The sequence below is a fragment of the Paenibacillus sp. J22FR5 genome (genome assembly GCF_059691975.1).
This window is the reverse complement of sequence record NZ_JCAUAN010000014.1, coordinates 13,733-39,394: the sequence shown is the minus strand read 5'-3', so window position 1 is coordinate 39,394 and position 25,662 is coordinate 13,733. Positions and strand designations below refer to the sequence as shown.

At 45.1% G+C, this 25,662-nt stretch carries 19 protein-coding genes; all 19 read left to right on the top strand.

The features are described 5' to 3' along the window. Positions 1-136 precede the first annotated feature (136 nt). A complete protein-coding gene (locus AC58P7_RS18475) occupies positions 137-1,066 on the top strand; it encodes an ABC transporter permease (protein ID WP_497345364.1) in 930 nt (309 codons plus the stop codon). A 15-nt stretch (positions 1,067-1,081) separates the two neighbouring features. Continuing rightward, a complete protein-coding gene (locus tag AC58P7_RS18470) occupies positions 1,082-1,954 on the top strand; it encodes a carbohydrate ABC transporter permease (RefSeq protein WP_497345362.1) in 873 nt (290 codons plus the stop codon). Between the two features lie 102 nt (positions 1,955-2,056). Continuing rightward, entirely contained in the window at positions 2,057-3,715 is a 1,659-nt protein-coding gene (locus AC58P7_RS18465) for an ABC transporter substrate-binding protein (protein ID WP_497345360.1), read from the top strand. A gap of 198 nt (positions 3,716-3,913) precedes the next feature. Then, positions 3,914-7,339 carry a glycoside hydrolase family 2 TIM barrel-domain containing protein gene (locus AC58P7_RS18460; RefSeq protein ID WP_497345358.1) on the top strand — a complete coding sequence of 1,142 codons (3,426 nt, stop codon included), beginning with the start codon at positions 3,914-3,916 and terminating at the stop codon, positions 7,337-7,339. Between the two features lie 78 nt (positions 7,340-7,417). Then, positions 7,418-9,478, top strand: a complete 2,061-nt coding sequence (locus AC58P7_RS18455) for an alpha-glucuronidase family glycosyl hydrolase (RefSeq protein WP_497345356.1) — start codon at positions 7,418-7,420, stop codon at positions 9,476-9,478. 229 nt (positions 9,479-9,707) lie between these two features. Next, positions 9,708-10,361 carry a TetR/AcrR family transcriptional regulator gene (locus tag AC58P7_RS18450; protein ID WP_497345354.1) on the top strand — a complete coding sequence of 218 codons (654 nt, stop codon included), beginning with the start codon at positions 9,708-9,710 and terminating at the stop codon, positions 10,359-10,361. Positions 10,362-10,399: 38 nt separating this feature from the next. After that, positions 10,400-12,175, top strand: a complete 1,776-nt coding sequence (locus AC58P7_RS18445) for a sensor histidine kinase (RefSeq protein WP_497345352.1) — start codon at positions 10,400-10,402, stop codon at positions 12,173-12,175. Beyond that, positions 12,147-13,754 carry a response regulator transcription factor gene (locus AC58P7_RS18440; protein ID WP_497345350.1) on the top strand — a complete coding sequence of 536 codons (1,608 nt, stop codon included), beginning with the start codon at positions 12,147-12,149 and terminating at the stop codon, positions 13,752-13,754. Before AC58P7_RS18445 ends, AC58P7_RS18440 begins: the two co-directional genes overlap by 29 nt. A 248-nt stretch (positions 13,755-14,002) precedes the next feature. Beyond that, on the top strand, positions 14,003-14,908 hold the full coding sequence (locus AC58P7_RS18435) for an ABC transporter permease (RefSeq protein ID WP_497345501.1): 906 nt from the start codon (positions 14,003-14,005) through the stop codon (positions 14,906-14,908). 16 nt (positions 14,909-14,924) lie between these two features. Then, entirely contained in the window at positions 14,925-15,815 is an 891-nt protein-coding gene (locus tag AC58P7_RS18430) for a carbohydrate ABC transporter permease (protein ID WP_497345348.1), read from the top strand. Between the two features lie 59 nt (positions 15,816-15,874). Beyond that, positions 15,875-17,419, top strand: coding sequence for an ABC transporter substrate-binding protein (locus AC58P7_RS18425; protein ID WP_497345346.1), 1,545 nt, complete (start codon positions 15,875-15,877; stop codon positions 17,417-17,419). A gap of 20 nt (positions 17,420-17,439) precedes the next feature. Continuing rightward, positions 17,440-18,945, top strand: coding sequence for an MDR family MFS transporter (locus AC58P7_RS18420; protein ID WP_497345344.1), 1,506 nt, complete (start codon positions 17,440-17,442; stop codon positions 18,943-18,945). Beyond that, complete coding sequence (locus tag AC58P7_RS18415) at positions 18,942-19,799, top strand: sugar phosphate isomerase/epimerase family protein (RefSeq protein WP_497345342.1); 858 nt, start codon at positions 18,942-18,944, stop codon at positions 19,797-19,799. Before AC58P7_RS18420 ends, AC58P7_RS18415 begins: the two co-directional genes overlap by 4 nt. Before the next feature lie 44 nt (positions 19,800-19,843). Further along, positions 19,844-20,944, top strand: coding sequence for a Gfo/Idh/MocA family protein (locus tag AC58P7_RS18410; RefSeq protein ID WP_497345340.1), 1,101 nt, complete (start codon positions 19,844-19,846; stop codon positions 20,942-20,944). Positions 20,945-21,187: 243 nt separating this feature from the next. Next, complete coding sequence (locus tag AC58P7_RS18405) at positions 21,188-21,751, top strand: hypothetical protein (RefSeq protein ID WP_497345338.1); 564 nt, start codon at positions 21,188-21,190, stop codon at positions 21,749-21,751. A 121-nt stretch (positions 21,752-21,872) separates the two neighbouring features. Next, entirely contained in the window at positions 21,873-22,502 is a 630-nt protein-coding gene (locus AC58P7_RS18400) for a Crp/Fnr family transcriptional regulator (RefSeq protein WP_497345337.1), read from the top strand. Positions 22,503-22,672: 170 nt separating this feature from the next. Beyond that, positions 22,673-23,851, top strand: a complete 1,179-nt coding sequence (locus AC58P7_RS18395; protein WP_497345335.1) for a thiolase family protein — start codon at positions 22,673-22,675, stop codon at positions 23,849-23,851. A 21-nt stretch (positions 23,852-23,872) separates the two neighbouring features. After that, positions 23,873-24,337: a Zn-ribbon domain-containing OB-fold protein gene (locus tag AC58P7_RS18390; RefSeq protein ID WP_497345333.1), complete on the top strand. Its 465-nt coding sequence runs from the start codon at positions 23,873-23,875 to the stop codon at positions 24,335-24,337. Beyond that, positions 24,327-25,655 (top strand): CaiB/BaiF CoA transferase family protein, encoded by a 1,329-nt coding sequence (locus AC58P7_RS18385; protein WP_497345331.1) that lies wholly within the window; start codon positions 24,327-24,329, stop codon positions 25,653-25,655. The genes AC58P7_RS18390 and AC58P7_RS18385 overlap by 11 nt, the downstream gene beginning before the upstream one ends. Positions 25,656-25,662 lie beyond the last annotated feature (7 nt).

Genomic DNA, 25,662 nt, shown 5'->3' with positions numbered 1-25,662 from the left:
CGCGGGAGACGGCAATGGAGGTGCAACTTGTATTTAAACTTTCGGACTCCCTATAATTCGTATTGTCTTCAGAAAAAGCGCATCTGTAATGAGTGTGTGACTTAGGGGCAATTTTCCAGGAGAAAGTGGTGGGAGTATGTCAGTTGAAAATAAGGCAGTTTTAAAAATCCCTCTTTTGAAACATGTCAGGAAGGAGTGGAAGTTGTATTCCTTTCTGATAATTCCAGTAATCTATTTTATCATTTTCAAGTATGTGCCCATGCTTGGTAATGTAATCGCTTTCCGTAAGTATAGAGGCGGAACCAACTTGTTCGGTACGGAATGGGTCGGCTTATCCTACTTTCGTATGTTTATGAAGGATCCCTCCTTCTGGAGAGCTTTCCGAAACAACCTTTCATTAAGTGTCTTGTATTTAGTCGTTCGGTTTCCGCTCACCTTGATTTTTGCCCTGTTGCTAAATGAGTTGAGGCGGGTTCAAATGAAGAAATTCATCCAAACCATTTCATATCTTCCTCACTTTATCTCCATGATCATTGTAGCGGGCATGACAAAGGAATTGCTCTCTTTAACGGGGCCGATTAACGCGCTGCTTGAATCTATGGGAATTACGAAAATTTCGTTCATCTCCTTGCCGCAATGGTTCCCGTCCATTTATACGGCATCTGGCATATGGCAAGGGCTTGGTTGGGGGACCATTCTTTACCTGGCGGCGATGACCGGCATTAACACGGACTTATACGAAGCGGCCAAAGTGGATGGAGCGGATCGGCTACGGCTTGCTTGGCATGTTACAATTCCAGGCATTTTGCCGACGATCATGACTCTGCTCATATTGGATATCGGCGGAATCATGGGTTCGAACTTCGAGAAAATCTTACTTTTGTACAACCCGTTAACCTATGAAACGGCAGATGTCATCTCCACTTACGTCTATCGGATGGGGATCACTGGTGGCAACTTCAGCTTTGCTACCGCAGTCGGTTTGTTTGAAGGAGTCATTGGACTTATTTTGGTCACGACGGCGAACTATATTTCAAAGAAAACAACGAAATCGAGCTTGTGGTAGAAGGGAGCATTTCAGGTGAAGGAGTCCACGTCCTATCGTGTGTTTCAAGTCATGAACGGCTTCATTATGGCTCTTGTCGTTATCATGACGCTATATCCTTTTCTCTATCTTGTAGCGCAGTCCTTTAGTTCGGAAGCTGCGGTTTATGCGGGGAAGGTCACCATCTTCCCAGTGGAGTTTACCTACAAGACGTATCGGGTCATTCTGAGCAAGTCGGATTTCTTCCGTTATTACGGTAATACCATCCTGTATGCCGTGGTCGGAACGGTCATTTCGGTAGCAGCAACGGCGGTAATGTCTTATCCGCTAGCGAAGGAAAAGTTGCGGATGAATAAATTTTTCATCCCGTTCGTACTCTTCACGATGTATTTCGGCGGTGGTCTGATTCCCAATTACATCTTGATCGCGAAGACTTTGCATATGAGGGACACCATTTGGGCCATCATCATTCCTGGTGCCATCAGCGCGTTCAATGTAATCCTTATGAAAACCTTCTTTGCCAGCTTACCGAATGAAGTGGAGGAAGCAGCTACGGTAGACGGTCTTGGGGTCTACGGAATTTTCATGCGGATTACGATTCCTTTATCCAAACCAATTCTGGCCACGATGGTGTTATTCAGCGTAGTTGCCATCTGGAATAACTGGTTCGGACCCGCCCTCTTCCTCCAGACGAAGGAAAAATGGCCGGTGGCGCTCTACCTGAGGCAAATCATTGACAGCTCGATTAGCGTGACAGAAGCGGGAGCCAGCAACGATACAGCCAATCAAATTGCTGCAACCGTTAAGTCTTCCGCCATGGTATTGACCTCCTTGCCAATTATTTGCCTCTATCCGTTCGTCCAGAAGTACTTTGTGCAAGGCATGATGATAGGCTCCGTAAAGGGATAATCGTTATATTCAGGAAGATGCGATCCCATTTCATATTTGTCGGACATGAACGTCGCAGGTTTCCTGTTTTATAAAAAATACGATAAATGGAAGGGTGGCATTATGAAAAGATACAATAAAGTACTAGGGTTCGTATTGGCAGTAACGATGGCTGTAGCTACGGCAGCCTGTTCCAAGAACGATTCGCAAGAATCCTCAAGCAGCGCATCTCCTGACGTGAGTTCCGCAGCACCACAGGGTTACACCTTTGGCGAAGGCCAAACGTTTCATTCGAAAGAGCCTGTGACCTACTCGATGATGTTCAGCGATCAAGCGACCTATCCTTATAAGAAGGATTGGAGACTCTGGAGCGCGATCACGGAGAAAGCGAACGTATCGTTAGACGTAAACGTTATCCCAGCTACCGAATACGAAAACAAGAAATCGCTCTTGGTCAATAGCGGCGACGCTCCCTTCATTATTCCGAAGACATATGACGAATCTGCTTACGTGGCTGGCGGACAAATCGTACCGATCAGCGAATGGGTGCAGTACATGCCGAACTTTCAGAAAGCAATAAAAGCTTGGGGAATGGATAAGGACCTGAAGGCCAAGCTGAAATCGGACGGCAAATATTATGTGCTTCCCGGTATGTGGGAAGTGGCGGGCGGAGGCTACTCCTATATGATTCGAAAAGACATTTTTGAAAAAGCGGGGGTCGACGTAAAAGCTCTGGAAGGTAAATGGACCTATGAAGACTTTTACGAAGCCCTTAAGAAAGTGAAAGCGTATACCGGTGCGAAGTATGTAATGTCCGACGAATTCACTGGAAAATCGACGTTGAATATTACCGCTGTTGCATATGGCGTAACGGGCGGTTGGGGCATTGCCAACGGCACACGCTTCAACGAACAGTCGAAGCAGTTCGAATTTGCGGATTCGACCAATGACTTCAAAGAGTATGTGACCTATTTGAATAAACTAGTCAAAGAGGGCCTGCTTGATCCGGAGTCCTTTACCCAGGACGATAAAGCCGCACAAGCCAAGTTCTATAAAGGCGATAGCTACGTCATGAACGTCAATTATCAGATCCTGGCGGATTCTAAGACTAAGATGCAGGTGCCGAACGCCGACTTGTATATGATTGTTCAACCAGGCGGTCCGAAAGGGATGCTTCAAATCGAAACGTCCCGTCTCGAGAACGGCGTCATGATCAGCCAGAACGCGCTCAAGAAGCTCGGCAAAGACAAGTTTATCGAAATGCTTCGTTTCGTCGATTGGCTGTGGTATTCCGACGAAGGTCAAACACTCAGTCTGTGGGGTGTCGAAGGTGAGACCTACACGAAGGATGCAAACGGGAACATCACGCTCAAACCGGATGTTTCGTTTAACGGCATGAATCCGCAAGCAACTAAAAAACTTAATGTCGATTTCGGATTTGGCGGCGGCAATTTCGCCTACGGCGGTACTGCTAAACTAAAGATGAGCAAGATGACGGATGGCGAGAAAGACTTCAACAATCGCATTCAGACGTTGCGGAAGACAAGAACGCTCCCACCACCAATCATGGGTAACCCGGACGAAAGTGAACAAATGAACCTGATCTCGAAGCCGCTCATGGATTATGTGGATACGATGACATTAAAGTTCATCACAGGGCAAGCTAACATTGGAACCGATTGGAATGCCTATGTAGCTCAAGTTGAAACGCTAGGCGCTTCCCGTTATGTCAAAAGTGCAAATGATATCTTCAACAAAACGAAAAGCATGCTTGGGTATTGATCTATCCGTTCAAGTAGTTTCTTAATAGGATCTGAGACAATGTCCATTGTCTCAGATCCTGAATAATAAAATATGAAAATTACTCTGGCGTTAGCCCGAGTCATCTATAAATGAACAAGTGGTAGGATCAAGACTCTTTTCATGATTAAATGTATTTTATTTACATATTATAGTATATATTGGAGTGCGGAATAAACTATGAATAAGAAGACACTGTTTAATAGTGGATGGGAATTTGCCAAGAGCAGCCTGGATGTGACGGATGGCGCCGATTTGACATTTGAGCCGGTGGATCTCCCTCATGATTGGCTGATCAACAATACTTTAAATCTGTATGAAAATAGTATCGGTTGGTACAGGAAGAGATTTACATATGCCAAAGAAGCGGCCCGGCAAATTCTAATATGCTTCGATGGGGTCTATATGGACTCATCGGTTTATGTGAATCAGCGGTTTATAGGAGAATGGAAGTACGGATATTCTTCCTTCGAACACGAGATCACGGATGCGATCGTGGACGGGGACAATGAAATCGTGGTGAAGGTCGTCCACCAAAGTCCGAATAGCCGGTGGTATTCGGGAGCTGGCATTTATCGCAATGTGTGGCTAAAGGAGAGAGCGCACAATCACATTGTAACGGATGGCATTTATGCTGCTGCGAAAAGGGTCAACCATAGCTGGGAGGTAGAAGTCGAGACGGAATTGAGCCTCCATGAGGACGTCCAAATTTCGCATACGATCTTGCACAAGGGTGAAATTGCTGCGACAGTGACAGACAAGATTGTTGCAGGCAGCTTTCTTCATCGACAGACGCTATCGATAGATCGCCCTCTCTTATGGAGCACGGCAGAGCCGCACCTGTATCAGCTTGTCACCCAATTGGAGCGTGCTGTAGATGAACGGGAAGTTATAGTCGTAGAGAGCATCACACAGAATATCGGGTTTCGTGAGATCAGACTTGACCCTCAGCTGGGTTTTTATTTGAACGGCACAAGAATGAAATTGAACGGGGTTTGCGAGCATCACGACTTAGGAGCGCTTGGAGCGGCTTTCCATAAAGAAGCTCTGAGAAGAAGGCTTCAGATATTGAAAGAAATGGGCGTTAACGCCATTCGAACCGCTCATAATATGCCTGCGGTAGAACTTATGGATCTAGCGGATGAGATGGGGGTCTTGGTCGTCTCGGAAGCGTTCGATATGTGGGAAAGATCCAAAACCCCATACGATTATGCGAGATTTTTTAATGATTGGGTTATGACCGATGTGAAAAGCTGGGTCAAACGTGATCGGAATCATCCGAGCCTAATGATGTGGAGCATAGGGAATGAGATTTACGACACTCATGCAGATGTAAGAGGACAAGAAATCACTCGAATGCTTCGTGATGAAGTGCTGAAATACGATCCGAAGCAGAACGGCCGAGTGACCATCGGTTCCAATTATATGCCGTGGGAGAACGCGCAAAAATGTGCGGATATCGTGAAGGTGGCCGGCTATAATTACGCGGAAAAGTATTACCATAAGCACCATGAGGAGCATCCCGATTGGATCATTTATGGCAGCGAGACGGCCTCTCTCGTTTCAAGCAGAGGTATTTATCGATTCCCGTTTGAGAAGTCCATTCTTGCCGATGACGACGAGCAGTGCTCGGCTTTGGGAAATAGTGCGACGAGCTGGGGGGCCAAGTCAGTCGAGGCCTGTATTATCGCGGAAAGAGATGCGCCTTTCTCTCTAGGGCAATTCATATGGACCGGCTTCGACTATATTGGGGAACCGACGCCTTATCATACCAAGAACTCCTATCTCGGACAGATTGATACGGCTACATTCAAGAAAGATTCGTATTACATCTACCAATCGGCATGGACCGACTACAGGACGAATCCGATGGTTCATATTTTTCCCTATTGGGACTTTAATCCGGGCCAATTGATCGATGTTCGAGTGTGCTCGAATGCGCCGAAAATCGAATTGCAATTGGATGGCGCTATCGTGGGAACTTTGGATATCAATCATGAGGATGGAACCCAGCTGGTCGGCTGGTGGAAGCTTCCTTATGAAGCAGGGGAATTGAAAGCAATAGCCTATGATGAAACGGGCCGTGTAATTGCGACGGATATAAAAAGGTCTTTTGGGGATGCGAAGAAGATTGGTCTGCTGCCGGATAAAGAGAGCCTGATGGCTGATGGTACGGACTTGATCTTCCTGGAAATCTACATGGAAGATTCAGATGGCAATCCGGTGGAGAATGCAAGCAATCGGGTTCATGTCGAGGTGACGGGGGCAGGCCGTTTGCTTGGTTTGGATAACGGCGACAGCACGGACTATGATCCGTATAAAGGAATCAGCAGAAGACTATTCAGCGGCAAACTTATGGCGATCATCGGAGCTACCTTGGAGCCCGGCAAGATTCGGGTTGAGGTTTCTTCCGTCAGTTTGGAGAGTCAGACGGTGGAATTTGATGCTCTTCCCGTAAGGGATGAAACATCCTTAGCAGGGGTTTCGGCCCATACCAAGAATCAAGAGCTGCCGCCGATCATGGGAACTGTAGACGAAATTCCTTTACGTAAGATTGAAATCGTAAGCCCGTCCGGTCAAATGTTCAACCAATCGAGAAAAGAGATGACGGTGCAAGCCTACTTGTATCCCGCTGATACTTCCTATCAAGAAGTCGAGTGGCGTGTAGTGAATGATGCGGGAATTGCCTCCAACCTAGCGAAAGTGGAAGCATTCGGTCATGAAGCGAGAATCACCTCGTTGGGGGATGGCGACTTCATGCTGCGCTGTATGAGTAAGAACGGTACGAACAAGACGAAGCTTATCTCCCAGCTGGAATTTAAAGCAGCGGGAATCGGTGCAGCTTACAAAGATCCTTATGGATTTATCTCTGCCGGCCTTTTTGATTTCAGTAAAGGGGAGGTTGGAAACGGGAACGAGAGAGGCGTCGCTACAAGCCGCGACGGTGAAACTGAAGTCGGGTTCCACGATATTGATTTCGGAATGCACGGGTCCGATCTGATTACAATTCCGATTTTCGCTTTGTCCAGTGAAGCGTATTCCCTGCAAATTTGGGAAGGTATGCCGGATGAAGCGGGCAGTGTACGCCTAGCGGATGTCATCTATCAGAAACCGCCCAGATGGAATGTGTATCAAGAAGAGACCTATCGGTTATCCAAGCGTCTTTGCGGGATTACTTCCATTTGCTTCGTCCTACAGAAGAAGGTGCACATCAAGGGTTTTTCGTTTCAAGAGCAGAACAGAGCTTTCGAGAAAAATTACGCCACGGAATGCGACCGTATTTATGGCGATACGTTTACAATCTCGGAAGCCAGCGTTGATGGGATAGGAAATAATGTTTCCTTGGAATACGACCAAATGGATTTTACGAGCGAAGGGGCAACGAAACTTGTCGTCTATGGCCGATCGCTTCTTGATAAAAATACCATTCATATACGTTTCACTAATCCGGAAGGTGAGGGAAATCAACTCATCGAGTTTACACAGTCGGATGGTTACGAAGAGCGAGTATTTGAATTGGAAAAAATAAGAGGTCTCCAAAAAGTTACCTTCATATTCTTACCGGGAAGCCATTTCGATTTAGGTTGGGTTCAATTTGAGAGGTAGTTTACCTTTATTCGGACGAAAATGGTGAAGGATCTGATTTGTAAAGATATTTTAACGTATACTAGCGGAGGTAACACGATGAGTCACATCACGAACGCATATGCCTGCTGGTTGCGCAATGCGCCGATTAACGATGATAAGAGGGTAGAGGAATATCAGGAGTGGGCACGGGAGCTCGTCGTGCCTGATCCTTTATCAGAGGTGCTTCAGACTGCGGTCGCCGAGTTGATGGATGGTCTCGAGGCTATGCTTGGCGTGCGGCCCCTTCGTTCCACCGCTTCCTATGGGAGCGCCTGCATCCTGATCGGCGTTCGCGGGCAGTTACAGGATCTTGATGCGGAGCTAGGCTGGCAGGATGGATCCGAAGACAGTTATGTGATCAGAGACGTATCGATTGATGGACAATCTAGAGTTGTAGTTGCCGGCCATTCGGCCACAGGTTCCCTGTACGCGGTTTTCCATCTTCTGCGGCTGATGCAATGCGGCGAGAGTTTGGTTGATCTTGAGATAACGGAAACTCCCGCGAACGGATTGAGGATGCTAAACCAATGGGATAATATGGACGGTTCGATAGAACGCGGCTATGCAGGGGAATCCATATTTTACCAAAATAACGAGATTGTTCAAGACATGTCCCGAATCCGTGATTATGCCCGCTTGCTGGCATCGGTGGGGATCAATGCCATTTCGATCAACAACGTGAACGTTCACTCCGTAGAAACCTTGCTGATTACGGATAAGCTGCTACCGGATGTCGCTCGGGTCGCTGGCGTATTCCGTCGCTATGGAATCTCAACGTTCCTAAGCGTCAACTACGCCAGTCCGTTGCAGATTGGAGGCCTAACCAGCGCAGATCCGCTTGACGAAAGCGTCAGACAGTGGTGGAAGGAGAAAGCTGAGGAGATTTACCGGCATATACCGGACTTTGGCGGCTTCTTGGTAAAGGCAGATTCCGAGGGGCGACCCGGCCCGTTTACCTATGGGCGTGACCATGCCGATGGTGCGAATATGTTAGCGGAAGCGCTTCAGCCCTTCGGCGGGATCGTCATTTGGCGCTGCTTTGTTTACAATTGTCAACAGGATTGGCGTGATCGCAAGACCGACCGGGCGAGAGCAGCGTTCGATCATTTTACACCGCTTGATGGAAAGTTTCGAGATAACGTCATTCTACAGATTAAGAACGGACCCATGGATTTCCAGGTCCGTGAGCCTTTCTCTCCGCTTTTCGGAGCGCTGTCCGCGACGAATCAAATGCTGGAGTTGCAGATTACGCAAGAGTACACCGGCCAGCAGAGACATCTGTGCTACCTGATCCCTCAGTGGAAAGAGGTCCTCGATTTCGATACATTTGCCCATGGGAGCGGAAGCACGGTTGCGAAAGCAGCAAGCGGCAAGTTGTTCGGGAGACGGCTCGGAGGCATTGCGGCGGTATCCAATATCGGAGATAATCCGAATTGGACCGGCCACACGCTTGCACAAGCCAATTTATATGGCTTTGGAAGGCTTGCTTGGAATCCGCAGCTAACTCCTAAGCAAATCGCGCAGGAATGGATCCACCTGACATTCGGTTCTGACCCCGATGTAGTAAGCAGTGTGTCGAAGATGCTCCTCGATTCGTGGAGAATCTATGAAAATTACACAGCTCCTCTTGGCGTAGGATGGATGGTCAATCCGGGTCACCATTACGGTCCGAACGTAGACGGATACGAATATTCGAGATGGGGGACGTACCATTTTGCCGACTGCCACGGCATCGGCGTAGATCGAACCATCAAGTCGGGAACCGGGTACACAGCCCAATACTTTGTACCGCATTCGGAAACGTACGAGTCGAGGGAGTTATGTCCGGATGAACTGCTTCTCTTTTTCCATCATGTGCCGTATATGCACAAACTGAAGACGGGTAAGACGGTCATCCAGCACATCTACGATACCCACTTCGACGGCGTTCTTCAGGCGGAGGAATTGGCCCAGATCTGGCATTCGATAGAGGGAAAAATAGATGCAGAGCGCTTCGAAGATGTGAGGAGCCAATTGCGAGAGCAAACGGCACATTCGAAGGAGTGGCGCGATCAGATCAATACATACTTCTACCGCAAATCGGGCATTCCTGACGAGTATGGCCGCATCATACATTAAAATATGGAAGACGGGACAAACAAGCAGACGAAGGCGTATAAATTTTATTGAAACGTAACGAAGAACTTTAGCTGAATAAGGACAGACAAAAGAAGCAAGCAGGTGCCACGGCTACCTGCTTTTTTCATTTAGGTAAAGGACAGTTCGAAATAATTGGTGTAAAAAAGGTATTTACACTGTGTAAATAGAAATGATTTGGTGGGTAGTTTCGGTATCGAGGAGTGTTTGCATGACAAGCAGATGGAAACAGGAATTAGAGGAACAAAGAAATAAACGGCGGCAGGAAATTATTCAGGCAGCTCAGGGGCTTTTTTTGGAAAAAGATTTGTCAGGTGTAACCATGAAAGACATCGGGCAAAAACTGGGGATCAGCCGTGTTACGCTTTATAAATATTATAATTCGATTGATGAGCTAGCGTTTGAGGTTCAGATGAAGGTTTTAGAAGATTTATTTGGGTTTGTAGATTCGCACATGAAAGGCGAACGAGCCGAAGAAAAAATCCGGAGCTTGTTTTTAGCCTGGAAGGATTTTACGATGGCTGTACCTAGCCAATTGCGATTTATTGGACTTTTTGATCACTATTACCGTGAGAAGTATCCAACCCGCGAATTGGAGGAAAAGTACAGAAAATTCATCGCGAATGTTTTTCCATCGCCTGTTTTACTTATTCTGGAAGGCATTCAAGATGGCTCGATCCGTCCCGATCTTGATCCAGCCAAGACTTCAGCTATGATTGCAAACACCATGATGAGCATGACGCAGCGGATGGCATCAAGGGGAAACATCCTTCGTGTCGAACAAGAAATGGATCCAGGCGAGATGATGTTGCAGTTAATTGACATGATCATGGCCTATCTGAAACCCGAAGCGTCTTCTATCTGAACTCGCCCAGCTTTCATGAGAGGGGAAGTGTATCAGCCGTGCAAATTCGTACGTTGCCTCTGTTCAAGTCACTGCGCTTTAAATTGATATTTGGGTTGTTCATTATTGTCGTACCCATAGTGATTTTCATGATCTATAACAATTTGTATGCCATCAAAGTTGTTCGAAATCAAGTCGCTCAATCGAATAAAAATTTAATTAGCTTATATATGGGGCAGATCGACCGTAATTTGGATGAGGTAGACAAGTATTTATTCAACTTCGCTGCGCAAGACACGGGGCTGCTGGTACTTGATGTGCAGCGAGATCAAAATGCTGATCGGTACTCTTATACGAAAATTCAATTGAATAATAAGCTATTAAAAGACCTGCCTAATTATAAACCAATGGATATGTTCTTCGTTTATTCGGAGCCGAATCAAGATTTATTGACAGTTATGAGTGATCAGGTCACTTACACCAGACAGGAAGCAGTTGAAAATAGCATTAAGACCATTTTTAAAGACCAACGCGATAGTTCAAATCAGACAAGTCTTAAAGAATGGTTCATGCTAAAGCTCGAAGATCAATACTTTTTGACCCGTGTGATCAAATATGGGAATGTCTATATCGGGGCATGGGCGGATGCAAGTAATTTAATGGTGCCGCTCAACCTGGTTGATCTGGGCAACAATGGTAGGGCGCTGCTGGTTACGGACCTGTTCGAGACCATGTCTAACCAAGCTTTTGTTCAAGAAAATCAAATTAATTTGAACAATGTTGGAACCGATTACAAACTCACTGGGAAAGATGAAAAATTTCTGGTCGTTGGGGAAAAATCCGCGAAAGGCCGTTTCCGCTTAATCGCTGCCATACCAGACAGCATCATTCTGGAGAATCTTCCGTTCCTTCGCCGAATCGTATCTTTCATTCTGATGGGATCACTTATTCTGTTTCCTTTCATTTTATTTCTTTTAAGGAAAATCATCTTGGTTCCGATTAACCGGATCATGATGGCCATGAGAAGAATCGAGGACGGGAATTTGGACGTCCGTATCACTTACCGTCCTTCCGTTCTGGAATTTGACAAGATGAACCAATCCTTTAATCGAATGATATCGCAGATTCAGGAATTGAAAATTAATGTCTTGAAAGAAAAATTAAATCATCAGAAGGCCGAGCTCAAACATTTGCAGCTTCAAATAAATCCACACTTCTTTTTAAATGCTTTGAACATTATTTATAATTTGGCGCAGGTGAAAGATTTTGCATTGATTCAGGAAATGGCTCTTAGTCTCGTAGAATATTTTCGCTTTATGTTTCGGAGCAACATGGCATTCGTCGCTTTAAGGGATGAGGTCCAGCATACGCTTAATTACTTTCGTATCCAGGAGATGCGGTTTCCCAAAAATTTGACCTATGATCTATCCGTTCCAGACAACCTGATGGACGAATTGGTTCCTCCGCTTGTTATTCAAACCTTTGTGGAAAATACGATCAAACACGCAGTTAGCATGGATAAACAGGTTCATATTGGTATAACCATCGAAGCCATAGAAGTTAATAGAATCCGTATACGGGTGCAGGACACTGGAAAAGGATTTCCTGAAGATGTTCTGGCTCGGCTGCAGATGGAAATGGATATCGGTAACGGAGAAGGTCATCATATCGGGATATGGAATATGCAGCGTCGATTGCGTCTACTGTATCAAGAGCAAGCCCAGATCACGTTTTCAAATGGTGCTGGCCATGGCGCAGTGATTGACATTATCATCCCATTTCATGAGAAGGAAGGCGGAGAAGACTATGCTTCAATTGCTGGTCGTGGACGATGAAATTCATGCCGTACGTGGGATAAAAGCGGGGGTAGAGTGGGACCAACTTGGATTTTCAAAGGTTCATGAAGCTTTTAACATACGGCAAGCGAAGGAAATCTTTTTAACCCAAAAAATTGATATTCTGCTTTGCGACATTGAAATGCCGGAAGGTGACGGATTTCAACTGTTATCTTGGGTCAAAGAACACTCTCCAAATACCGAGTCCCTCTTCTTAACTTGTCATGCGGATTTCGAATTCGCGCAAAAAGCGATTCAATTGGGAAGTCTGGATTATATGCTCAAACCTGTCCGTTTTCCGGAATTGGAGAAAGCCGTTCGAAAAGCCATCGAACAATTGGAAAAGAAACGAGGATTAGTCCAATTTAATGAAACATATAAGCATTACTATCAGTTATGGGAATCGTACCAACCTATGGTTGTTGAGCGCTTTTGGCAGGATTTAATTCATAGATCGATCCCTTCGAATAAGGTTCAAATCAAAGAGATTATGGTGAAGCAAAATATACCTTATAGCGACGCAGCCTTATTTGTGCCGATATGGGTCAGTGTACAGCGTTGGCATAAAAAACTGACTCTTCGTGAAGAAAAAATAATGGAATATGCCTTGCGCAACTCGTTGGAAGAATTGGCTGTACGGAGAGAGGTCAAAGGCCAAATCGTTCAGATCAAAAGCGGAGGGTTGCTGATCATCCTCTCGGTCGACCCGGATAGCAAGATCGATAAAGAGAAGCTAACCAGTGAATTGCAGGGTTATATCGATGCCTGTAACCATTACTTTTTCTGTGATCTTTGTTGTTATATCGGCGCTCCCGTATTTATGGAAGGAATGCTGGAGATGTTCGAATCCTTAGTCACGATGGAATCCCGCAATGTTACCAAAACGAATAAAATTTTCTTCTTAAGTGAACAACAATGCAGCTGCGATACCTTTCCGTTGCCTAAAATGAACGGTTGGGCGGAAATGCTCAAGTGTGGATGCAAAGCGAAACTGCTGAAAGAGATTGATTATAGTTTGGAAGCGATGAAGCAAATGGAAAGACTCGATGCCAAAATGCTGCGCGGATTTTATGAGGACTTTCTCCAAATGATTCATCACGTATTGCATTATAAAGGTCTGAGAGCGCATCAGGTTTTTTCGGAAGAACTCCTGTCTATGCAAGCATCGTCCGTTTCCCGTTCCATAGCGGATCTTAGACAATGGATAATCACGATGATCGAAGAAGCTGCAGGTCGAATTCATTTTGTGGATGAAAGCCAAACCGTTATTGAAAAAGCGAAACAATATATCACTCAGCGCATCAACGAAGATGTTTCGCGGGAGGATATCGCCAGCCATGTGAATATGAATCCAGACTACCTGACAAGAATCTTTAAGAAAGAAATCGGCTTGACGATTTCTGATTATGTTCTTCAGGAACGGGTAGAATTGGCCAAAGAGATGCTGGTAAAGACAGATCTTCCGATTGGCAGCATCGCCGCTTCGGTGGGCTACAATAATTTTTCCCATTTCTCAAAAATGTTCAAGAAAGCAACAGCCATTAATCCACAGGATTACCGCAAATTATTTGAAAAGTAAACAACATAAGGAATCAGATACATGAGATCGTTCCCTTCTCGGGTTCGGTCTTTTTTGTTCAAAAAGAAGTCGGAAATGCTATAACAGGAAGTCGGGAAACAGGTAGAGTGCATAGTGGCATTTATATATGATGAGAGTATAACAGATGAGGAGGGAACGATGTGGGGACAACGACAACAACGAGGACAAATTCAGCGACCACGACAGCTGCTGGGATAACGGCAGCGAAATCAATAACCAGAAAAAAAATGAGAAAGTTATGGAGGTATGCCCCACTGTTTGTAATGGTCATACCCGAAATCATTTATCTAATCATCAACAACTATTTGCCGATGTTTGGCTTGGTCATCGCATTCAAAGACGTCAACTTTACGAAAGGAATTTGGGCCAGCGATTGGGTCGGATTTAAAAATTTCGAGTACCTCTTCAAAACCTCCGACGCCATGCTGATTACCCGAAATACGATTCTATATAATACAGCTTTTATTATCATTAATTTGATTATTGCCGTTGGCGTAGCTATTTTGCTGAATGAAGTGAAAAAGAAGCTATTTGCCCGGTTTTACCAAAGCGTCATTCTCATCCCTTACTTGATTTCCATGGTTATTGTCGGTTATTTGGTGCTTGCCATGTTAAGTGGAGAAAACGGTTACATTAATAAGCAGATCCTGCCTATGCTTGGAATGGATCCGATCTCATGGTATAGCGAAGCCAAATATTGGCCGTATATTCTAACCTTTGTGAACATTTGGAAGCATGTTGGATACTTATGCGTCATCTATTTAGCGGCGATTATCGGAATCGACCCGGAATATTACGAGGCGGCCAGGATTGACGGAGCTAGTAAATGGCAGCAGATCACGAACATTACAATCCCTTTAATCACTCCGGTTATCGTGATTATGACGCTGCTGCAAATTGGCCGTATTTTTTACTCGGATTTCGGATTGTTTTATCAAGTACCTCTTGATACGGGCGCGCTCTTCCCGACAACCAACGTTATCGATACGTATGTCTACAGGGCTTTACTTAGATTGGGCGACATCGGCATGTCTTCGGCGGCGGGCCTATACCAATCCGTTGTAGGATTCATTCTCGTACTCATCTCGAATTATGTGGTGAGCAAGCGAAACAGCGATAACGCTTTGTTTTAATAAGGAGGGAATCCAATTGAAAGTAAAAAGTCAACTGTACCAAGCGATCATTCATGTTTTCTTTATTGGCATTGTTTGTCTTTGTCTTCTTCCGTTTTTTCTGCTCGTGATTACTTCTTTTACCGATGAAATGACCATTGTATCAGAAGGGTATTCCTTCCTACCGAGTAAATTCAGCTTGGCAGCGTACGAATTTTTGTGGAACGATTCCTCCAACATATTTCGGGCTTACGGTATTACCATTCTGGTAACTTTAGTTGGTACGTTTGTGGGGCTGTCGATTACTGCCCTATGCGCCTATCCATTATCCAGAAAGGATATGCTGATTCGCAAGCCGCTCTCGTTTATCGTGTTTTTTACACTGCTGTTTAACGGAGGCCTGGTCCCCACCTACCTGGTATATACACAAGTGTTCGATATGAAAAACACACTGCTGGCCTTAATCATTCCCGGTTTGTTATCGAACGGATTTTATGTGCTCATTATGCGAACCTTTTTTATGACTTCAATCCCAACCCCGGTTATTGAATCAGCATCCATTGACGGGGCGGGGGAATTTAAAATCTTTTTCCAGATCGTGCTTCCGCTTTCTCTTCCCATTCTGGCTACGGTTGGATTGATGCAAACGATCGGCTATTGGAACGACTGGTTCAACGGATTAATCTATGTGACCGACAGCAAGCTGTTCAGTTTGCAGAATTTGTTAAACCGGATTTTGTTAAACGCGCAATTTTTGTCAAGCAATGTGAGCAGCAATACAACGGAACTTGCTGCAAGCAGCAACATTCCGATGGAATCGGTCCGGATGGCTATGGCGGTTATTGGGACTATTCCCTTGCTGATCGCGTATCCTTTTTTTCAAAAATATTTCGTCAAGGGTCTCGTCATTGGAGCAGTCAAAGGCTAGGCTATACTCGGCATCAGCCGGTTAGCATATATGCTAGATAAAACTAGGGAGGCTACGAAATGAAAGGTAATCGAAAGCGCGTTCAAACCATGTTAGCGGGAATGATGATGGTTTCTCTTCTACTAACAGCATGCAGCAGCGGTAACAGCAGCTCCAGCTCTACGGCGACAAATGCGCCAACCGCGTCAGGGGAAACAGCAAAAGCGAAGTCGGATTTAAAACCATATGAGCTAACAGTGGCCTACTATAAAATTGGTAGCAACAAGGATCTGCAGGAGGTCCAGGATGCCGTTAACAAACTGACCAGAGAGAAAATTAATGCAACGGTTAAATTTGTGCCGATTGACCCTGCTGCGTATCAGCAACAAATCAATCTGATGCTTGCGAGCAATGAAAATTTGGACTTGCTGGTCACTTTGACAGCACTCGGCTACGGTACGCAAGCGGCAAAAGGACAGCTTGTTCCATTAGAGGATCTGCTTAAGAAATATGGACAGGATATTGCCAAGGTCGTCACACCAGAGATTCAAAAAGCGACGATGGCCAGCGGTAAACTTTATGGCATACCTAGCGTACGCGACTGGGCAGCCGACTACGGCATCCTGATGCGCAAAGATATTGTTGATAAATACAAGATTGATCTGAGCAAGATCAAGACCTTTGATGATTTGGATGCCGTATTCAAGGTCGTCAAAGATAACGAGCCGAATATGGCGGCTATTGTTCCGGAAGGTGGGGGTACGTCCTTTATCGCGTCCATTGCACCTGGCTTTATGGACCCTTTGAATGATGATAACGGCGTGCTGCCGGACCATGATAATAACCTGAAGGCAATCAATTGGTTTGAATCGAAGCAATATGCGGATTTATTGAAAATGGTCAGAAGATGGTATTTGGACGGCTATATTCCTAAGGATATCGCTACAAACAAAATCCGCCCGGAAGACCTAGTCAAGGCTGGGAAAGCTTTTGCCTTTATGGCGCATATGAAGCCTGGCTATGAAACGAAGGAAGCCATCTCGACAGGCACACCGATGGTTGCAGCTCGCATTATCTCACCTGTCACTTCTACGTCGTCGATTGCAAACGTGATGTTCAGTATCGCCAAAAACTCAAAGGATCCGGAGAGAGCCATGATGTTCCTCAACTTGCTTTACTCCGACAAAGAGTTGATCAACTTGATCGACTATGGCATTGAAGGAAAGCACTACGTCAAGAAGGGTGACTTGATCGGCTTCCCGAATGGCGTCGATACGCAGAATGCCACCTATAGCCCGAATCATGGATGGGAGTGGGGCAATCAATTCCTTTCCTACATATGGGAAACTGATCCTGTTAGTCTTTGGAAAGATCAGGCTGATTTCAATAAATCGTCCAAAAAATCAAAAGCGCTCGGTTTCAGCTTCACAGTCGATCCGGTTAAAACGGAAGTGGCCGCTGTTCAAAGCGTGAAGGACCAGTTTAAATTGGGTTTGGAAACCGGTACGCTGGATCCAGATAAAAACTTGCCGGAATTTATAAGCAAAATGAAGGCTTCAGGGATGGACAAAATAATAGCTGAGAAGCAAAAACAGCTTGATGAATGGGCGAAAACCAATAAGTAGTTTGTGCGAGGAGTAGCTGCATGTCCCCTACAGAGATACAGGAGAGAAACATACCTTTTGTGCCTGTAATGATCGCGATTTTTTTCGGGTCCGTACTGGCGACACTTGGAATGAGTTCGATAAGTGTAGCATTCCCCGTTTTGATGGAGCAATTTCATACCGATTTGCCAACCATGCAGTGGACGATGACGGGTTACTTACTGGCAACCGGAGTGGTAGCTCCCGTCACCGGCTATCTTGGGGAAAAGATCAGCACCAAGTACCTTTATATCGCTGCGCTTATTGGCTATACGCTGATTTCAGGGCTTTGTGCTTTCGCATGGAATATTGAATCGTTAATTGCGTTTCGAATTGTACAGGGTATATTTGGCGGGATGATCTTGCCAGCTACGATGACGATCCTTTATCAGGTGATTCCCCGAGCTAAGCAGGCGTTTGCGCTCAGCATGTGGACCTTGTCAACGATGCTTTCGCCTGCGTTCGGACCTCTATTGGCGGGCTGGCTGATTGGCATGTTCAAATGGAAATGGCTGTTTCTCATGGACATTCCATTCGGTATTGCGGCAGTTGCAGTTGCTTGGCGGCTTATTCCCTATTACAAACTGAATGCACCGAAAACATTCGATTTGCCCGGCTTGGTTACCGTCATTTTGAGCAGCGGCTCAATCCTGATCGCCTTCAGTGAAGCGCATACATGGGGATGGGGCTCGTGGAGAACGCTGTCGCTGCTCGCTTTCGGCCTCCTAATGCTCGGGTGCTTTATTCGGAGAGAATGGATGATCCCTGAACCGCTCTTGAATTTGAAGGTATTTGTTAATGTGAAATATACGGTTAGCCTTGCCGTGCTGGCCGTAATTACGCTCAACTTGTATTCAGGTGCCTATTTGATACCGGTCTTCCTGCAGAACATTCAGGGAGCATCCGCACTGGAGGCTGGGTTGATCTTGCTTCCGGCCACACTTGCGATGGCAGGCGTGATGCCGCTCGTCGGCAAGCTGTATATGAAGGTTGCTCCGCAGTGGCTGATTGTTTCCGGGCTTCTCTTGATCGCAGTCGGGACGCTATCGATAGGACGGCTGGATGTGAACGTATCGCACGGGTACATCGTTATGTGGCTAACTATTCGCTATATTGGGCTTTCGTTAACGATCATGCCGCTTACGAATGTCGGTATGGAGGCCATCCCGCGTGAACTGTCCGGTCACGCTTCATCGGTGAATAACTGGATCCGCCAAGTCTTCGGTTCCTTCTCAATCGCCTTGTTTACTTCACTTATCGCATCACGATTGACCGTACATAATCAGGCACTTGGTTTAGATGGGGCTGCGGAAGCCAAGAAGAAGCTGCTGAAGGCAGAAGCCTTCACGATGAGTTCTAATGACGTGTACATTGTGGCGACGATGATCGTGTTAGTCGGCTTTCCTCTCGTTTGGATGCTTTACAAAGGCAGACCTCGGAAAGCAAATCTTGCCAACAGTAAGCTTCGGCACTTCAAAAATTTTACACAAAAGGAGCATTTAAAATGAGCATTTCAATTGGCGTAAATTTATTTTCGGTCTTTCAAGCGCTAAACAACGATTATTTTGGCACCCTTGAAAAGGTAGCTGCAGCAGGCTATACAAACGTGGAATTAATCACAACTAATTTTATGACAGGTACCCGTTACAGTAATTCGTTTCCTTTGCAAGCCATTAAAAATAAGCTGGAAGAATTAGGGCTTAAGCCTATAGCTGCCCATGAACGATTGGATCAAGATGCCCAGAATTGGGATCAGTTAATTCAAGAAAATGCTGAACTTGGATGTAAAGCGATTGTATTGCCTTCCGCATGGATCAAAAATCGTGAAGACACACTCAAAACCGCAGAGCAGTTGAATGCGATCGGAAAAAAATGCAAAGAAAACGGTTTGCAATTTTACTTTCATAATCACTTCCATGAATTCAAAAGATGGGGAGATACGACCTTATACGATATTTTAGTTGAAAATACGGACCCGGCCTTTGTCAAATTTGAATTGGATTTGGTCTGGGTTATGCGCGCGGGCCTTGATCCCATCAACGTTCTTGAGAAATTAGGCAGCCGATGCGATATCGTCCATCAGAAAGATTTAAATAAAGAGGTCCTCCATCTAAATGTATTTGACGCTCTTCAGCCAGGTGACGAAGATTTGGATATGATGCAGCTATATCGCGGGAAGGGATACATACAAGCAGGTGACTTTGTGGATCTTGGAACCGGTATAATCGATTTTAAAGGCACCTATGATCAATTAAAAGAAATGGGTACCATCACGTATGCCTTTATTGAAAATGAAGGTATAAGCGACGATAAATTTACAAGTATAGCGAATGATTTAAAAGTTTTGCAAAAATATGTTTAGTGCCGACAAATGACAAATTAGCTTATAAGGAGTGTTGTTCGATCATGTCAACAGCTAAATTGAAAATCGGAATTATAGGCTGCGGTGGCATTGCCAACCAGAAGCATATGCCTTCATTAGCGAAGCTCAGCCATCTAGGCGAAATGGTCGCTTTCTGTGACGTCGTTGAAGAGCGGGCTGTGAAAGCTGCTAAGGAATTTGGAACGGAGCAGGCGAGAGTTTATGTTGACTATTGGGATTTATTGCGAGATGAGTCTATTGATGTTGTTCATGTGTTGACCCCTAATCTTCAGCATTCCTTCATAACGGTGGCTGCGCTGGAGGCAGGTAAGCATGTCATGTGCGAAAAGCCAATGGCTATCAACTCTATTGAAGCTAAAAAGATGTTAGAGGCAAGCAAGAAGACAGGAAGAAAATTGACTATCGGTTACCAAAATAGGTTCAGAGACGATTCACAGGTATTGTACAAAGCATGCCGCCAAGGTGAGTTCGGCGATATTTATCTTGCCAAAGCCCATGCCCTTCGCAGACGCGGAGTTCCGACCTGGGGCGTTTTTACTGACAAAGAGCAGCAAGGTGGCGGACCGTTGATCGACATTGGTACGCATGCGCTGGATTTATCTCTCTGGTTTATGGACAACTACAAGCCGAAATCGGTATCAGGATCTGTATTCCATAAATTAGGGGATAAGTTTGAAGGTAACATGTTCGGTCCATGGGATCCGAAAACCTATGAAGTAGAAGATTCGGCCTTCGGATTTATTAAGATGGAAAATGGTGCAACGATATTCCTGGAATGTGCTTGGGCGCTTAATATAACGGATACGAGAGAAGCCATGACGACCCTGTGTGGAACAGAGGGCGGAGCAGAAATGAAAGGCAGTCCTGCTATCGGCAAAGGTGAATTGGTTTTCAACAGCGCTAAGTATGGAAAGCTGGTCGAAACCAAGGCTACGACAGGCGGAGGCATCGCTTATTTCGACGCAGGTGCCGAAGATCCAGGCGTGAAAGAGGCTAGACAATGGTTGGAAAGCATTCTCCATGACAAGGAGCCTCTTGTCAAACCTGAGCAAGCTTTTGTTGTTACCCAGATTTTAGAAGCCATCTATGAATCGGCAAGAACAGGAAAAACGATTGAATTTTAATAGCTGTTGATTGTCTTTGTGTTGAATAAAGATTCGCCCCTCATGTAACTTCACTGAGGGGCGATTTTTTTGAGTCTGAAAATTACATAACAAAGCACGAATTTTTGTATAGGAATTCGTTTCATAATGGGATAATCTAAGATGCGACACTGAAGATGTTGCGGTCAGTGTCTCTTTATATTAACCGTGAAGGAGCAGGAAACTCTGTTTACTGACCGATTTCGTCGCATATCCTTCAAGGATATGAAGATTAACCATAAGTTAATGGTCGTCATGATGCTATTAATCGTATTTTTTAGCCTAGTTGTCATCGCTTGCTTGCAATATGTCTTTCATGCTTATGATGAAATGCTATATGTACAGTCGGCTCGAACCATCAATAATTCGATCGGTGATATAGAGAACGAAATCAGCAATATTGAAAAGCTATCGCTGAAGATCGCTACGGATGCCCGAATTCAAGGACAGCTTAAAAAAGTAAAGGAAATGACCAACGAATATGATCGGGCACAAGCGTTAACGGATTTCAAAAATAAAATTTTCGTCTATATCCTGACCGAAAAAAATATTTCCTCTATCCGTTTTTTAAATGATTCCGGTTACGATTTGATGGTTGGCCAGAGTGCGCAGATACCGGAGGAAAGCAAGAAGGAAGAGGTTATCATCAAAGCGAGGCAAGCGAAGGGTGCCAATGTGTGGGTAGAGCCCGATGCCGCGCATCCTTATTTACTGGCCGCTAGAGAGATACGTTCGACAGGAGCGGACTTGCTGGAGCCGCTGGGTACACTTATTTTTCAAGTGAATTAATATTCTTGTAAATCCCGCTTGGAGTTTTTATAATAATAAGATAAGCTTCTGCTCGAAGACATTTCGAGGAATATACATCCGTATATTAGTGAGCATTTTGCATCCAAGCGGGAGGTTTCTTATGAGTGATACGACGACTAGGAATAGTCCTTGGGATGCTTTTGTACAGTTTGGTGAACGCAAATCTGTCCCCAAAAATACGGTCATTTATTATCAGGGAGAAGTCGCCCAAGGGATTTATTTCGTAGAGAAGGGATTAATCAAAGCCAAATCCAGTACCATTCTTGGGGATGAGAAGAATATCAATTTTATCGGACCTGGCCAAATGTTTGGGGAGCTATCGCTGATTCAGGAACCTTCGATCTCAACTACCATTACGGTTGAGGATTCGGTGATTTATTTTTACTCGGTTGAGTGGTTCAAAAAATTGCTCCATCAATCGGGTGAACCACTAATGTTCATTTTCAATTCCATTCTAAAAAAGCTATGTGATCTTGTGGAACAAACCGCCCTCTCCACGGCTGAACAGCAAATTGCCCATGCATTGCTTCATATGAGTGAATCATCCAAAAACGAAAAAATATACGTGAAACAAAAAGATTTGGCTGAATTATCGGGGCTTACCAGAATCACAGTGAACAAGGTACTAAAAACATGGAAAGAGAACGGTATCATTGACTCGCAAAATAAGTTGATTCATCTTAAAAATAAAGAGGTACTGACTTCCTTTGCAAAGCAAATTATAGAATAAAACCACCTTCAAGCCTTCTTAAGTCGTGATTACGATTTAAGAAGGTTTTTTTACGATTTAAGAACGGTTTTTTATAATGTTAATTTTTTTACTTTTTGTTAAAGGGGTTTCCTTATACTTGAAAATAGGCAGATGAAGTAAAAACATAAATGGATAAGAGGAGGGGCTTCATGAACCGTTCATTAAGTGACAGAGTGTGTATTGTCGGAGTCGGTGAAACAGATTTTGTAAGAGGGACGAATAAGTCATTGACCCAATTGCTGATTGAGGCATCCGTTAATGCGTGTACAGATGCAGGTATTCACCCATCCGAAATTGATGGCATTATGTCTCCGTGGAGATATAATGTCAGGTGCGAGGATATGGTCGCAGGCCTAGGCGTGAAACAATTAAATTTTAGCGGACGTAGTGAAATGGGCGGAGCAAGCAGTATTGCAGCTATTCAAGCCGCAGCGCTTGCAGTAGATCATGGCGTTGCCGAATATGTCATCGTTGCTACAGGCCAAAGGGGGTTTTCGGGTCCTCGGCTAGGGGGAACGGATCCTAGAATTCTAGATTATAATAACACGATCATGCCCAATGCAGAATACCGAGATAACATGGAATACCCGTACGGACTGATGGTGCCGATGCAATATTTTTCACTGCATGCCAATCGTTGGTTTTATGAATATAATCCCGATCCCATCGGGATGCAAATCGTGGCTATGACCTGCCGAAAGCATGCTCACAATAACCCAAAGGCCTATATGAGGGGCAGAGAGATGACGGAAGAAGATTATCAAAAGTCCCCCATGTTAGTATCGCCGTTTCGGCTTTTAGATTGTTCTTTGGAAGTCGATGGGGCGGGAGCGGTTATCGTAACTTCAAAGAAAAATGCCCATCGGTTTAAGAAGCCCATTTATATTGCCGGCATTGCTGAAGGACATTCACAAGTTCCGGATGATATGCCGACCCGACCGGATATTTTGGATATGGGGATTACTTACGCTGCACCAAGAGCGTTTGAAATGGCGGGAATAACCCGGGATGAAATTGATTTCGCAGAGATTTATGACTGCTTTACATTTATCGTCCTGCGCCAGTTAGAAGAAATCGGTTTTTGCGGAAGGGGCGAAGCTTCCGAGTTTGTAAAAAACGGAAGAATTACCTATGGCGGTAAGCTGCCTATCAATACACACGGAGGATTGCTTTCACAAGCTCATGTTGTAGGAATCAATCATGTAGTTGAGGCAGTGAAACAGCTTCGGGGAGAATCAGGCGCTGCCCAAGTGTCTAATGCCCGGATTGGATTGGTTACGGGGTATGGGGATATGGGAGATGGATCTATTGCTATCCTGCATAATTAAATTGGCGAGCGGAGGTATTCAATGATGAATGGTGAGAGCGTAGTTTTAAAACCGTTACCAGATCGTGATTCGGATTGGTCTCGTGATTGGAATTTATACAAGCCTTTTTGGGAGGGGACAAGAGAAGGGGTTTTAATGGTTCAAGAATGCCAGGTAACCGGAAAAAAAGTTTGGCCGCCCCGGTTTCTTTCGCCCTTCGCCCCTGGAACGGAGTTGAATTGGGTAACGGTTCCAACCAAAGGTATTGTCTACACGTTTAATGTTGTTTATCGTTCTTTTTACCCTTATTTCAATGATAAAGTTCCTTATGCATTGGTTGTCGTTGATCTGGGGGATGGTGTCCGGATGCTTGGAAACACGGTAGGCATGGATCCTACGCAAATCCAAATAGGCATGCGGATGGAGGCGTTTTTTGAGAAGGTGAGCGAACAAGTCACGCTAGTTCAATGGAAGCCGGAAGATGGAGGGGGACACCATGGAGAGTAAACCAGGAATTCTGCAAGGAATTCGCGTGCTTGATTTTACTTGGAGCGTTTCTGGTTCGACATCGACCCGGATCCTTGCGGCACTCGGCGCGGAAGTGATTAAGGTGGAGTGGCCGAAGTCGCCGGATGCCATGCGCTTTTCGATGTATGCTAAGGATGATGAGCCTGGACTAGACAATGGCGCTTTTTTTAATAGTTTAAATGCTGGGAAAAAAGGAATTACCGTTAATATGAAGTCAGAAAAAGGCATGGCAATTATTAGGGAGCTTATACGAAAGTCCGATGTTGTTACTGAGAATTTCAGCGCCGGAGTCTTTGATAAATGGGGATTTAGTTATGAAAATTTATCCATCCTTTCGCCAGGCATTATATACATGAGCATTTCAGGACTTGGCCATTCAGGACGCCGGATGATGTACGGCACTTGGGGACCTACTGCTGCTGCGTTATCAGGTATGACCTACATCTCGGGTCTTCCGGATCAGCATCCTTGCGGTTGGGGGTACTCCTATTTGGATATCATTGCAGGTTACACGGGAGCTTACTCCATTTTAACGGCACTTTTTCATAAAAAGCGTACCGGCAAAGGACAGTATATCGATATTTCCCAGGTTGAAACAGCGATGCACTTGGCCGGCGCCAACCTTTTGGATTTCACAGTCAACGGTCGTTCATCCCAGCGAATGGGGTTTCCGACAGGTAACCGTTCAGTTCTATCCCCCAATAAAAATGGAAGTGATTATAGGGGAGGTGTCGCTTGTCCTCACAATCTATACCGCTGTGCCGGAGGCGGAAATAACGATTGGTGTGCGATCGCTATTTATTCGGATATGGAGTGGGAGCGGTTTAAGGAAGTGATCGGCTGGCCGGAGTGGGCACAATCTGAACGATTCGATCATTTGTCCGGACGCATTCAATATCAGGAAGAGCTGGATCAAGCCATTCAAAACTATACGCAGCAATTCAATAAATATGAATTAATGTCCCGCTTGCAAAGCTACGGCATCGCATGCGGAGCGTTACAGGAAAATGAAGATATTGTGGAAAAAGATCAGCAACTCCAACATAGAGGGCTATTTGAACTCATTGAACATCCCTTGTTAGGGCTCCGGAAAATAGAAGGTATTCCTATCAAAATGTCTGAAACTTCGTCCAAAATAAGCAAAGCGGCTCCATTAATGGGGGAAGACAACGAATATGTGTATGGAAGTATCCTTGGATATTCGAACGAGGAAATTAAAAACATGATGGATGACGGTACACTTTGGCCTTCAGATATGCCAAAAGAATCCTTTAAAGCTGTACGTCCTTTATGGTGAATAGGAA

Bases quoted from the DNA above. Each gene is read 5' to 3' on its own strand.
- AC58P7_RS18475 (WP_497345364.1), top strand. From the start codon at position 137: ATGTCAGTTGAAAATAAGGCAGTTTTAAAAATCCCTCTTTTGAAACAT.
- AC58P7_RS18465 (WP_497345360.1), top strand. From the start codon at position 2,057: ATGAAAAGATACAATAAAGTACTAGGGTTCGTATTGGCAGTAACGATG.
- AC58P7_RS18460 (WP_497345358.1), top strand. From the start codon at position 3,914: ATGAATAAGAAGACACTGTTTAATAGTGGATGGGAATTTGCCAAGAGC.
- AC58P7_RS18455 (WP_497345356.1), top strand. From the start codon at position 7,418: ATGAGTCACATCACGAACGCATATGCCTGCTGGTTGCGCAATGCGCCG.
- AC58P7_RS18450 (WP_497345354.1), top strand. From the start codon at position 9,708: ATGACAAGCAGATGGAAACAGGAATTAGAGGAACAAAGAAATAAACGG.
- AC58P7_RS18440 (WP_497345350.1), top strand. From the start codon at position 12,147: ATGCTTCAATTGCTGGTCGTGGACGATGAAATTCATGCCGTACGTGGG.
- AC58P7_RS18435 (WP_497345501.1), top strand. From the start codon at position 14,003: ATGAGAAAGTTATGGAGGTATGCCCCACTGTTTGTAATGGTCATACCC.
- AC58P7_RS18425 (WP_497345346.1), top strand. From the start codon at position 15,875: ATGAAAGGTAATCGAAAGCGCGTTCAAACCATGTTAGCGGGAATGATG.
- AC58P7_RS18420 (WP_497345344.1), top strand. From the start codon at position 17,440: ATGTCCCCTACAGAGATACAGGAGAGAAACATACCTTTTGTGCCTGTA.
- AC58P7_RS18415 (WP_497345342.1), top strand. From the start codon at position 18,942: ATGAGCATTTCAATTGGCGTAAATTTATTTTCGGTCTTTCAAGCGCTA.
- AC58P7_RS18410 (WP_497345340.1), top strand. From the start codon at position 19,844: ATGTCAACAGCTAAATTGAAAATCGGAATTATAGGCTGCGGTGGCATT.
- AC58P7_RS18405 (WP_497345338.1), top strand. From the start codon at position 21,188: ATGAAGATTAACCATAAGTTAATGGTCGTCATGATGCTATTAATCGTA.
- AC58P7_RS18400 (WP_497345337.1), top strand. From the start codon at position 21,873: ATGAGTGATACGACGACTAGGAATAGTCCTTGGGATGCTTTTGTACAG.
- AC58P7_RS18395 (WP_497345335.1), top strand. From the start codon at position 22,673: ATGAACCGTTCATTAAGTGACAGAGTGTGTATTGTCGGAGTCGGTGAA.
- AC58P7_RS18390 (WP_497345333.1), top strand. From the start codon at position 23,873: ATGATGAATGGTGAGAGCGTAGTTTTAAAACCGTTACCAGATCGTGAT.
- AC58P7_RS18385 (WP_497345331.1), top strand. From the start codon at position 24,327: ATGGAGAGTAAACCAGGAATTCTGCAAGGAATTCGCGTGCTTGATTTT.